Source organism: Nostoc sp. 106C (genome assembly GCF_002154725.1).
In the GTDB taxonomy this organism is placed as follows: Bacteria; Cyanobacteriota; Cyanobacteriia; order Cyanobacteriales; family Nostocaceae; genus Aulosira.
Genome location: NZ_MTAW01000238.1, coordinates 69,963 through 82,149, shown reverse-complemented (window position 1 = coordinate 82,149; position 12,187 = coordinate 69,963). Strand labels below are relative to the sequence as shown.

Here is a 12,187-nt window from a genome sequence, read left to right as displayed (position 1 = left end):
CACAGTTAATAGAGTCACAATTACAAGATTTATGAGCAAATTGAAACAACTAGGTGTAATTAGTTTTGATGCTCAAAAACACATGATTTTGAAAGATTTGAACAACACACAATTTGGTCTATCGGAAAATAAAGTCGAATAAGTGTAAGTAATACCATTTTGAAAAAAGCGACAGATGAGTAGGGGCACGGCACTCACAATCTTTTGGTATATCAAATTATCTTACTGATGCCCATTGGTGTCAACTTAAGCTCAAACGCTTATACCACATACGTTTTACCCCACCCCTTAATCCCCTCCCCGCAGGCGGGGAGGGGAAGTTTTGGCTTTAGACAAAACTGGGGTGGGGTGACGAGGCTCGTAATGGTAGGTGAGTGAATACAAAATCACCTTATAACAAGGGTTTCACGTTAAGTTGACACGTATGGGCACTGCCGTGACCTCTAGAATATTATTGATGTGTCGCAAACATTATTTGATTTGGTATTATTTTTCTGATACACGTAGTGCGAGAAAAAATACGACCTTATATAGCTATTCTCAATTGCATAGAATACAGACTATTCGTAGGAAACAATACTGTGCCCTATTGTGTATTGCATCCAAACGAGAACCGCTATAAATCCATGCCAGTAACGTACTAATCAAAAGTTTTTGTGCGTTAGGCTACGCCATAATACAACGCCAGTCGCCTCAATGGGGGAACCTCGCACAGCGCTAGCTCCTCTACACATACTGGATATACTTAGATTTTTGCAAGAATCAAATCGGATTGCTATGGGAGCGTTATATTTTGCAATCCTCACAAGTTCCTCAAATTTTTGCTCTATAACGTAACTGTATACAAAACTAGATGAACAAAGAGCGCTTACTAAAGCACTCAGGGTGAAGATTAAAAGAACTGTCTCTATAAGTTACCAAAAATACTTGTGAACTAGAAGCTAGAAACCTCAATAACCATTGATTCACAAAAAGTAGAGGTATATATGTTTACTAAAATTTTAGTTGCGATAGATCGCTCGCCAATGGGGAAACAGGTTTTTGAGCAAGCCTTGGCTTTAGCAAAGGTAACAGGCGCTAATTTAATGCTACTGCATGTCTTATCTGCGGAAGAAGATGGTAGTCCTTACGCACCCCTACTATCCAATTTTGACTATTATCCAGGTGTGGGTAGTCAAAGCTTCGAGCACTACCAAAAGCAATGGGATAACTTTAAAAATGAAGGTATCCAGCTATTGCAATCTTTGTGTGCCCAAGCAAACACATCCGGAATTAATGCAGAATTTACCCAACAAGTTGGCAGTCCTGGTAGGCTGATCTCTCAATTAGCGGCTAATTGGGGCGCTGATCTAATTGTAATGGGGCGTCGGGGTCGCTCAGGGCTAAAGGAATTATTTCTTGGTAGCGTGAGTAACTACGTCCTTCACCATGCTCCTTGCTCAGTTCATGTTGTTTATCTTTCAAGTAGGGTTCCCCAAGCTGAAGAAGTTGTTCAAGAACCTGCTAGTGTTAACCAATGAAAAATTTATACCTGCATAGCAAAGTGTAGCTTGAAAATAGGGCATGGGGTGATGATTTTGATGACGAGCCTTATGGCGCGATCGCCCTAGGAAATCTATGTTGAAAATAGAGAACAGGGATCGAGAAGACAAGCAGAATCAGGGGGAATGGCGAAAAAATAACTAATCACTCTTGATTCTTGAATCTTGATTCTAAAGCAGAGGAGGAACACCTGATGTTGCGTCGCTTCCTACAAACATTTTGGTGGCTGCTATTGCTAGGAATATTGACAATGTTCATATTCCTGGGTTTAGAAATCAGCGCCTCTAAAACCGCGATCGCGGCTATTAATCGATTAGAAGCAGTACCAGTAGAACCATTACTAGTTAGTATCCCTTTGCCTGGGCAGCATTTTATTAAAATCTCAGTTCCTCAATCTGTAGTGCAGGAATGGCAAAGAGTAGTTAGCAATTAGCCTGTTCTCTATTAACTGTAAAGCAATCCCAGTCATAACCCGCGTCTACTTTGAAACTCATAGTTTTCTGGCGATCGGGTTTTGCTCCTAAATCCTATGCTCTTCCTTGATACCTTTTGAAAAACTCCAGTTCTCAATTTGGACAAGGTTTAGATGACATTCTCAACTTATAAATAGTCTTTTACAAACACAGATGTGCAATCGAGTTTGCAGCATCATTAAAGATTTTTTGGAGATTAATTATGTTGAAAGCAGCAGATATTATGACTAAAGATGTGGCCACAATTCGTAGTTCAGCAACAGTGGCTGAAGCTGTTAGGCTCTTGAGGTCAAGAGACTGGCGAGCGCTAATTGTGGAGCGTCGCCATGAACAAGATGCTTACGGCATTATTAGCGAGAGTGACATTGCTTATAAGGTAATTGCTTATGGAAAAGATCCCCAAACGATGCGTGTCTACGAAGTAATGACCAAGCCTTGTATCACTATCAATCCCGATCTCGGTTTGGAATACGTAGCACGGTTATTTGCCGATCATCATCTCCATAGAGCGCCAGTGATCCAGGGCGAACTGCTGGGTATTATCTCACTTACCGATCTTCTGGCTCACAGTCACTTTCTCGAACAACCGCGAACAATTCTACTAGAACAAGAATTACAGGATGAAATTAAGAAGGCTCGGTTCATCTGTGCTCAGACAGGCGTTCGTTCACAAGAATGTGCTGCTGCGTGGGATGTTGTTGAAGAACTACAAGCAGACATAGCACACCAACGAGCTGAAAAAATTGTTAAAACCGCTTTTGATGATTATTGCAATGAATATCCAGAAGCCTTAGAAGCCAGAATGTATGATTTTTAGAACTGCTGAATTAGCGGTGAAAAGCTGACGGGTAAAAGTTTAATATATACAATTTTTTAGTTAGACTTGATGTTTGTTGAATACCATTCAGCTTCTGATTAGCTTCTGAGATTCCTGAATCTTGATTGAAGCGATCGCTTGAGGGTGGGTCGTCGCACCCACCACTAATTTTACTTTTTAGGAATTCAAAAATTTCTTTACAGTTCGGAAGCTGTATCAGGCGCAACGACTTCACCAGTTCCTATTTCTAGGATCAAATCCTGGTCGGTAATTAGTTCAGTGAGTTCTTTAACTTGTAAATTCATTCCTTCACAAGCGTGCCTTAATTCTTTGGCAAATCTATTGAGATCGCTACCATAACCGCATTGGTAAGCAGCAGTTTCAATTCCTTGTTTGGCATTTGCTCTAGCACAATCTACTAACTCTGTGCCTTGCAATGGTGTTGTGGATGCCATATATCTACTTACTATTTATTACGTGTTTTTGTATGAGTAGATTATCAATATCTTGAGGATAAATCATCCCTCTAATGGCGGACGTAGAGGAAGCAAATTAAAAATTTTTAATTCCCCTTCTTTTCGGCTTTGATAAAATCTGAACTTATCGATGTAATACTGAGCTAATGCAAATTTAATTTGCATATTTTTAATTCTTAACAAGAAACATGAATCCTTCCCATCTGCTAATAAAAGTAACCCTTGGAGCGAAAAAATCAATCCAAGGGTTATTTTTTGCTTTGTCCTTTACTTGGCATTTGTAAGTTTAGGCTATTCTACCTTATATATTCGCCAAGCTTACTCATGGCTGGTAAATGCACTAAGCTGATAGTATTCTCCCCACACTCGACACACGCTCTTAATTAGACCACGGGCAACAAGTAAACAACTCTCTTGTGATGAAGGATTTATCCTGCTCATCTGTTTTTAAATTAGCTGTTCTCAACTTAAGATTTATCATTCTTTAGATGTAAAAAAATTATAATTCGCTCAATCTTAAGATGTAAATTCAAAATATAGTTTTCTATAGTGCTGATTTGTAGTTAGGTAGGCGAAGTCTTAAACATAGCTACTAAAAGAGGACTTACGCACTCGTGACGAAAAACTAAGCCTTTGCGATTACTTCGCTACCCTGCGGGAACGCTTTCAGCGAACGCTCTTAATGACGTAAAATCGTAGTCCTTGCGTAAGTCCTGTAAAAGAGGAACTGCTATTTGTGGATCGCAACCAGAGAGCATAAAACACGACCGAATTAGAGATTTGGTCGTGTTTTATTAGGAGTGGGTCGAAATCAACTTCTGATATTTAACCGTACTACCGTCTTTCCTTGTTTCTGTGTGTATTTTTAAGCCAGAAAGCAGAAGATAAAGGATGTACCATAGTAATAATACAGTCTTGCAATCAAGACAGGGCAGAAATTATGGGTAAAGTGAATATCTCAGAGTTAGATCGTCGGGTTGATAATTTTCGCAGTCTGCAATTAACTTTACGCGATCGCTGGAAAACTATCGAGCTGTTTGACAACAGTGAGGCGGATATTTTAATTATTCCTTCTTTGAGTATTGACCAGCGCGAACTCCAAAAAATAGAAGGCTGTGAACATTATGAAGAACGATTATTATTTTCTTTGATGCGCTTACGGAACCCTCGTACTAGGCTAATTTATGTAACATCAATGCCTATGCATCCTAGTATTATTGATTACTATCTCCAACTCTTACCAGGAATTCCTTTTTCCCACGCCCGCAATCGTTTACTATTACTTTCTACTTACGATTCTTCTCTTAAACCACTCAGTCAAAAGATTTTAGAACGTCCGCGTTTGCTAGAACGAATTCGCCAGGCCTTGAGACAAGAAAAAGCATTCATGGTGTGTTATAATTCCACCGATTTGGAAGCAGAATTGTCTTTAAAATTGGATGTACCGCTATACGCAGCCGCACCAGATTTGCAGATTTGGGGATCAAAAAGTGGTAGTCGGCAGATATTTGCAGAAAGCGGTGTACCGCATCCAGATGGTAGCGAGAGGGTTTGGAATCAGCAGGATTTGGCACAAGCTGCTAGTGATTTATGGGAACGCCAGCCGACATTGCAACGGATAGTAGTAAAACTTAACGAAGGCATTTCGGGAGAGGGAAATGCACTGCTAGATTTAAGATCAATTATGAATGTAGCACCAGGGCAAGCTTCTATTGCTGAACGGGTAGCAGCAATTAGCGATCGCTTTGCAACTATGCGCTTTCAATCTTCCCAAGAAAAGTGGGAAAATTTTTCTGGACGCATCTCAGAATTAGGAGCGATTGTTGAGGCTTTTGTAGAGGGAGAAATAAAGCGATCGCCTAGCGTCCAAGGACGGATTACACCTACTGGCGAAATCGAAATTCTTTCCACTCATGACCAAATCTTAGGAGGGCCAGATGGTCAGATTTACCTGGGTTGTCGTTTTCCCGCAGACGAAAAATATAGGTTGGAATTACAGCAATTAGGCTTGCAGGTTGGCAGAAAACTAGCCGAAAAAGGAGCTTTAGAGCGATTTGGCGTTGATTTTATCGCCGTTGAACAGGAAAATGGACCGTGGGATATTCAGGCGATCGAAATTAATCTGCGCAAAGGTGGCACTACTCATCCTTTCATGACCCTGAAATTATTAACGAACGGTCGCTATGACCTATCTACGGGGTTATTTTACAGTCAACAAGGGCGTCCTAAATACTACATCGCCACCGACAACTTACAAAAAGACCGTTATCAGGGATTATTACCCAACGATTTAATGGATATTATTGCCCACCACAGATTGCACTTTGATAGCTGCACTGAAACAGGTACGGTGTTTCATCTCATGGGTTGTCTTTCTCAATTTGGCAAGTTGGGATTAACTAGCATTGGTGATTCTCTACAACAGGCGGAAGATATGTATAACAAGGTTGTCAAAGTGCTGGATGAAGAAAGCCGCAGTAATTCTCAAGATTTTCCTGCATTTTCAGATTATGATTTCCCGATGATTTGGGATGGGCATAACCAGTAGTACTATAGCAATTCTAATATTTCAATCCCTGATAGGGATTTTAATTAATTGGAACATAGCAGTTCTTACCCATTGTGAGTTTAGTCGGCGTTTCAATCCCTGATAGGGATTTTAATTAATTGGAACCTGCGAAAATCTCCTTCATTTTTATATGAACAAGGTTTCAATCCCTGATAGGGATTTTAATTAATTGGAACCACCATCATTTGTTGGGACGATGGGTGGTATTACGTTTCAATCCCTGATAGGGATTTTAATTAATTGGAACTGCGGTGTTTACGAAGTTTCATCCCCGCTGCTAATAAGTTTCAATCCCTGATAGGGATTTTAATTAATTGGAACTTTCCCGGTGACTTGGAATATCCCCCAAAGTAAAAGCGGATGTTTCAATCCCTGATAGGGATTTTAATTAATTGGAACATGAAGCGCTTGCGGGTAATCCCGTTGCCGCTGAGTTTCAATCCCTGATAGGGATTTTAATTAATTGGAACTCATTGGTTGCGCCTTAAGAAGTGTTTGAGTGCTACTGATTGTTTCAATCCCTGATAGGGATTTTAATTAATTGGAACCGCCCGCAGCTGAAAGCATTGATATATTAGGTTTTCAAGGTACAGTTTCGTCAACCTCCAATTAAAGTAGCTTTTGCGGCATTGAGTTGTCAAGAGTGTCATGCGTAGAACAAGCTCAAAAGCTTGTGTAGAAAGGGTTATGGAGTTTGCGTCAACCTCAAACTTTGCAAAAAGGGTTCAAAACCAGCAAGAGTAAGCTTTTGGGACGCAAAATTTTTTGTTTGTTTTCAAACACCTACAGGTTGACGCCAGACTCAAGGGAAAAACACTGTGGTAACGATTGGCAGTTTATCACCGATGAAATCAATAAATTCCAGAAATCTCAAGAAACGCTAAAATCAAGTCAGCCTTTGTATTTTAGCGGTTGTGTCCCACATCACTCAGAGTGCGGTTCACTGCATAAATCCTGATTGTCAACGTCCCTATCCTCAACCTTGGGGAAACAAATTTTGTAATAGCTGTGGCGCACCGTTACAGTTATTAGACCGCTATGTGCCAATCCAGCCCTTAGGATCGGGAGGATTTGCTCAAATTTACACAGTTTGGGATGAAAAAACTCAAACAGAAAAAGTGTTGAAGATTTTGGTAGAGAATTCGCTCAAGGCACTGGATTTATTTAAACAAGAGGCTTCCGTTTTAAGTAGTTTGCGCCATCCTGGGGTTCCGAGAGTAGATGCCGATGGCTATTTTTTACTAAATTTATCTAATCCCAAACCACTCCAACTGCCTTGTTTGGTGATGGAAAAAATTAACGGGCAGACTTTAGAGGAAATACTCAAAAACTATCCTCAAGGCTGTCCAGAGGAGATGGTGTTCAACTGGTTTACCCAGGCTGTACAGATTTTACAGGAATTGCACAAACGCCAGATTCTTCACAGGGATATCAAACCTTCTAATTTAATGTTACGTAACTCCTCGTCAAGTCTACCGCTGATTTGGCAAGTATCGGCTGGAAATCAGCTAGTATTGATTGATTTTGGGGGAGCAAAACAATTTAGCGACGCCAAAGTGCGATCGCAATCGAGTTCCACGCGGTTATTTTCTTCTGGTTACAGTCCACCAGAACAAGTTAGTGGTGGTCATGTGGGTCCAAGCGCAGATTTTTATGCCCTTGGTAGAACGATGATTGAATTACTCACAGGTAAATATCCGCCAGACTTGGAAGATCCGCAAACTGGAATGTTGCAATGGCGCAATCGAGTAAATGTGAATCCCAGGTTTGCAGATTTATTAGATGAAATGGTGCAGGAGGATGTGCGATCGCGTCCGGTAAATGCCAATATCATCCAAAGGCGGTTGGCGAAAATCTCTCAAGTCAACTCATCCAACGGATTATCTTTTTTAATTCAAAATACTTTGCGCCAAGCATCAGCCAGATTAACACTGCTAATGCAAGCTGTAGAACAAGCCCTAGGGAATTTTACTAAGGCTATAGGTAAAACTACGCTGTGGATCTTAAAGGCGATCGCCAAATTCTTACTTGCCTGTCTGATCACAATTTGGGCAATGATACTGACTGGGACTGGTGCTGTCCTTGGTACAGTTATTGGTTTCTTTTTAGCGTATCGGACAATTTTAGGCGATCGCGTTGCTCAACTGATCTTTCGTCAGCTACCTGGCTTATTTCCCGATAACCAAACTGTATTGATAGCAGAAGTTCTAATATTTGCCGCCGCAGGCTTAGGAACAGCATGGGGACTGACGGTAGCGGGAGGTTTTGCCCAACGCAGACGATTTTTAGTAGCATCGCTGATGGGTACTATTAGCTATGGCTTAGGTTGGTTAGTTTTGCAATTAACTATACCTAGAAACAGCAATGAAGGGTTAGTCATCTCGGTTGTGTTTACAGTTTTCCTGCTCACCTTGAGTTTGGGACTGCGCAGCCATCGCATAGTCTATGCTGTGATTGCTTCTTTGGGCACTGCATTTTTGTTTGCTGGTGCAATTCGCTTAGACATTCTCCCAACTGTCTTCCAATTTTCTAGCCCTCCCCAATGGTATGAATTATTAATACCCATTGTTTTTTTTGCTTTAGAAGGCATCTTAATGAGCTTTTGGTTAGGCGTGAGTTATTACTTAATCGTGCCTGGGTTGCGCTTACTAGGATGGCGTTAATCAAATGCCCAAAATTTAAGATCCCCCTAGCTACGCTTTATCATTGAGCTAGGGGGATCAAATATATGGTAGTCTATAAAAGGTTCAGTATAGTTCGTTACGACACGATTCTAATCCCTAAATTTGATATTGGGTAGTATTATCACCATAATTTATAAGAATTTTATAACTTCTTCATTGTCACTTCATTACCTGCCATTTGCTGAAAAATTCGGATATGTTAAGTATGACAATAAGTATAGTTGTTATACCTTGTCCATAAACGTTGAATTGGCTGTAATCCAAGCACTGCGCCTTGCTTGTGGTGTTAGCCACAGGTTAACCTTTGGTTAGATACCGAGAGACTAGGCTTGGTGTAGGTATTATAGGTGTTCAACGGGGGCTGCTATTACATGTCATCTTTGTGAATATCCTTAAAAAATATGAAACTCAAGATTGCCGCTACCCTTACCTTGTTAGCTTGTTTTGGGCTTGCAGGACAAGCCTTAGCTGTGAATCAGCAAGACTTAGAGCAATTAAAAACAACATCTAGCTGTCCTCGATGCGATATAAGTGGTGCTGACCTGACGCAAGTGAATCTCACTGGCGCAAACTTACGCGGAGCTAACTTAAAGGGAACCAATTTCTCTCAAGCTAATCTCACAAATGCCGATCTCACTGGAGCAGATCTGGAAACTGCGGTTCTAAGTTCTGCAAATCTTACTGGTGCGTCCTTAACTGGTGCAAATTTGAAATCAGCATCTTTAGACAATGCTAATCTTTCGTACGCTGGTTTTATTAGCGCCAATCTAGAAGCGGCTAACCTCAAAGGTGCTACAATGCTGTTCACTAATTTCCGGGCAGCAAATTTCCGACTAACAACACTGGCTAATGGTGTCGTCACTTCTGACAAACCCTATGGCTGGTCTTTACAAGAAGGCACAGACGCACAAGCTAGTAAAAAGAAATAGTAACAAATGTTCACAGGGGGAGCAGCAAGTTCACGGGAATTTACTTAGCTCCCTTCTTCATCAAAAGCTTTCTGGAAGAGTGCAGCAGTTAGCGATTTCTTAACGCTTCTTTATCATGGGAACAAAGCTGTAAACTGCAATCGATTCATGCTGAACCAGATTAAAGACTTAGCCACAAAGCTAGCACCTCGTCTCATAGAAATTCGCCGCCACATCCACGCACACCCAGAACTCAGTGGTCAGGAATACCAAACAGCTGCCTTTGTTGCAGGTGTGTTGTCTTCTAGCGGTATACATGTACAGGAAGGTGTTGGCAAAACCGGCGTCATTGGTGAATTGCAAGGTACTGGTAATGATGAGCGTTTATTGGCAATTCGCACCGATATGGATGCTTTGCCAATTCAAGAACGCACTAGCTTGGAATACGCTTCTCGCGCCGCAAGTGTGATGCACGCTTGCGGTCATGATGTCCACACCACAGTAGGGTTAGGAACAGCAATGGTACTATCCCAAATGGCAGAAGAGTTAGGCGGTAAAGTCCGGTTTTTATTTCAGCCAGCAGAGGAAATTGCTCAAGGAGCCAGCTGGATGGTGAAAGACGGGGCGATGAAAAATGTCTCGGCTATATTAGGTATACATGTTTTTCCTTCCATACCCGCAGGTTCTATTGGCGTGCGTTATGGCGCATTGACAGCAGCGGCTGATGATTTAGAGATTTTGATTATTGGCGAATCTGGACATGGAGCACGTCCTCATGAGGCAATCGATGCAATTTGGATTGCTTCGCAAGTAATTACTGCTTTACAACAAGCAATAAGCCGGACACAAAATCCTCTACGTCCAGTAGTATTAACCATTGGGCAAATTAATGGTGGGCGAGCACCAAATGTCATTGCCGATAAAGTGCGGTTATTAGGAACAGTGCGATCGCTTCATCCCGAAACCCGTGCTAGTCTTCCCAACTGGATTGAAAAAATTGTCGCTAGTGTCTGCCATTGCTATGGTGCGCATTATCAAGTCAATTATCACCAGGGTGTACCCAGCGTGCAAAATGATTATGCTTTGACACAATTATTGCAATCAGCAGCAGAAGAAGCTTGGAATAGCGATCGCGTCCAAGTATTACTAGAACCCTCCCTTGGTGCTGAAGATTTTTCTGTTTATTTAGAACACGCTCCTGGTTCTATGTTTCGCTTGGGCGTAGGCTACAAAGATAGAATTATTAATCACCCATTACACCACCCCGAATTTGAAGTTGATGAAACTGCCATTATCACTGGGGTTGTAACTATGGCCTATGCTGCGTATAAGTATTGGCTGTCTCCTCAAATCTAATAAAATTGCGGGTTCATGTTTTGCTTCAACTTGATTACCGCAGTTGAAGCAACTTTTGACTTGTGCAACTAGGAATTGAGGCTATGGTGTAGGTATCATTAATCACCAATGATGGATTCAAATCAGAGATTTGAGATATGGATTGAGCTTGATGAATATGGGTTGGGAAGGGTAATGATGATGAAGTTTACAAAAATTTGTAAATAAAAACTCCCAACACCTAAGTGTTGGGAGTTTCCAATTCTAACTAACCTTTACTAGCCTTTAGAGAAAGCCTGAAGACATTCTAGGCATTAGCTTCGCTGACAACACCCAGTCTTTCTTGAATTTTCTTCTTAGCAGCTTTAAATTCAGTAGCCCATTGTTCTGTTTGTTCGCTGCTTAAGTTGTTGCGAATAGCCGCAAACATTGTGCTTTCTTCTTGACGGATATGGTCGCCAACTGCTTCCATCAACTGTCTGACTCTATCTTTGAATTCATTTGAAGAGGGGCTAATAGCCTTAATTTGCTCTAACACCTGCTTCATTTCGGCTTGTTCGTCGTAGAGTTCTTGGGTATCGCCCTCACCGTAGAAAGCCCGTACTCTTGGGTAAACAACTTCTTCTTCTGCTTCAGCGTGGGCTGTTAAATCCTTGTAAATTTGACCGAAGTACTCTTGAATCTTTTGGGGATCGTTGCTTTGCAACAGTTCGGTGAATAGAGTATTTACCTTGTTGTGATCTAAACGAATGACATCTTGGATATTCAGATCCTTTTTGTCACTGCTTTGGGTGACTGCACTACCTACAACACCACTGACTGCGGCCATAGCATCTTGAACTCGTGCCCATATACCCTGATCGGCTTCTTGTCCAGTCAGTTCGCGAACACCCAAAATTTCTAGAATACCTTTGAGTTGCTCTTGGTGAGCGCGGTTTTCAAAGTTAATGGTATTCAAAGGTCCGATCGCCAGCAAAACGTCAGCACCAACTTTTTGAGCAGCCTTGTGAACGATCAAGCCACTCATGACTATTTGATGCTTTAGCAATTCATGCTGAGACACTTTCTCATACAAGCTAAGTTCGGAACCTTGAAACAATTTCCGAGCTTTGTCAATAAATTCTTGAACTGTTTGTTTGGGTTCAGCTTGGATACCATACTGACCGATTACAGTTTCCAAAACACCTAGGTTTTTTTGATCGTCTTTGATGAAATCCCGGATGCGGTCAGAAATTTCGGAATCAAGACCTTGCTGCAAAAGTTGTTGTTCATTTTCCAGAACCAACTGTTGTAAGGCTTTTAGAGATGCCAATTTAACGGCAATTGCATTACGTTTAGTATCATCTAAACTAGCTACCATTATTCAGTTCTCCTCAAAAAAGA

General features: G+C 41.3%; 9 protein-coding genes and 1 CRISPR repeat array. Of the genes, 7 read left to right on the top strand and 2 right to left on the bottom strand.

The window, feature by feature from the left end:
- Positions 1–986: 986 nt before the first annotated feature.
- The 3 genes from BV375_RS35325 (at position 987) to BV375_RS35315 (ending at position 2,832) form a co-directional block, all read left to right on the top strand.
- Entirely contained in the window at positions 987–1,520 is a 534-nt protein-coding gene (locus tag BV375_RS35325) for a universal stress protein (protein WP_086769285.1), read from the top strand.
- Positions 1,521–1,735: 215 nt separating this feature from the next.
- Positions 1,736–1,975, top strand: coding sequence for a DUF3122 domain-containing protein (locus BV375_RS35320; protein WP_243714148.1), 240 nt, complete (start codon positions 1,736–1,738; stop codon positions 1,973–1,975).
- Between the two features lie 242 nt (positions 1,976–2,217).
- Entirely contained in the window at positions 2,218–2,832 is a 615-nt protein-coding gene (locus BV375_RS35315) for a CP12 domain-containing protein (protein ID WP_086769283.1), read from the top strand.
- Between the two features lie 197 nt (positions 2,833–3,029).
- Here the strand turns inward: BV375_RS35315 and BV375_RS35310 are convergent, their stop codons facing one another.
- Positions 3,030–3,287: a hypothetical protein gene (locus tag BV375_RS35310; RefSeq protein ID WP_086769280.1), complete on the bottom strand. Its 258-nt coding sequence runs from the start codon at positions 3,285–3,287 to the stop codon at positions 3,030–3,032.
- A gap of 961 nt (positions 3,288–4,248) precedes the next feature.
- Between BV375_RS35310 and BV375_RS35305 the strand changes: the two genes are divergently transcribed.
- The 4 genes from BV375_RS35305 (at position 4,249) to BV375_RS35290 (ending at position 10,825) form a co-directional block, all read left to right on the top strand.
- A complete protein-coding gene (locus BV375_RS35305) occupies positions 4,249–5,856 on the top strand; it encodes a peptide ligase PGM1-related protein (protein WP_086769279.1) in 1,608 nt (535 codons plus the stop codon).
- 18 nt (positions 5,857–5,874) lie between these two features.
- Positions 5,875–6,425: direct repeats of the CRISPR family, unit length 37 nt; unit sequence GTTTCAATCCCTGATAGGGATTTTAATTAATTGGAAC.
- 366 nt (positions 6,426–6,791) lie between these two features.
- Positions 6,792–8,540: a serine/threonine-protein kinase gene (locus BV375_RS35300; protein WP_086769277.1), complete on the top strand. Its 1,749-nt coding sequence runs from the start codon at positions 6,792–6,794 to the stop codon at positions 8,538–8,540.
- Positions 8,541–8,962: 422 nt separating this feature from the next.
- On the top strand, positions 8,963–9,490 hold the full coding sequence (locus BV375_RS35295; protein WP_086769274.1) for a pentapeptide repeat-containing protein: 528 nt from the start codon (positions 8,963–8,965) through the stop codon (positions 9,488–9,490).
- A gap of 147 nt (positions 9,491–9,637) precedes the next feature.
- Complete coding sequence (locus BV375_RS35290; protein WP_086769272.1) at positions 9,638–10,825, top strand: M20 family metallopeptidase; 1,188 nt, start codon at positions 9,638–9,640, stop codon at positions 10,823–10,825.
- A gap of 286 nt (positions 10,826–11,111) precedes the next feature.
- Here BV375_RS35290 and BV375_RS35285 read toward each other — a convergent pair whose 3' ends face one another.
- Positions 11,112–12,164, bottom strand: coding sequence for a hemerythrin domain-containing protein (locus BV375_RS35285; RefSeq protein WP_086769270.1), 1,053 nt, complete (start codon positions 12,162–12,164; stop codon positions 11,112–11,114).
- Between the last annotated feature and the right edge of the window lie 23 nt (positions 12,165–12,187).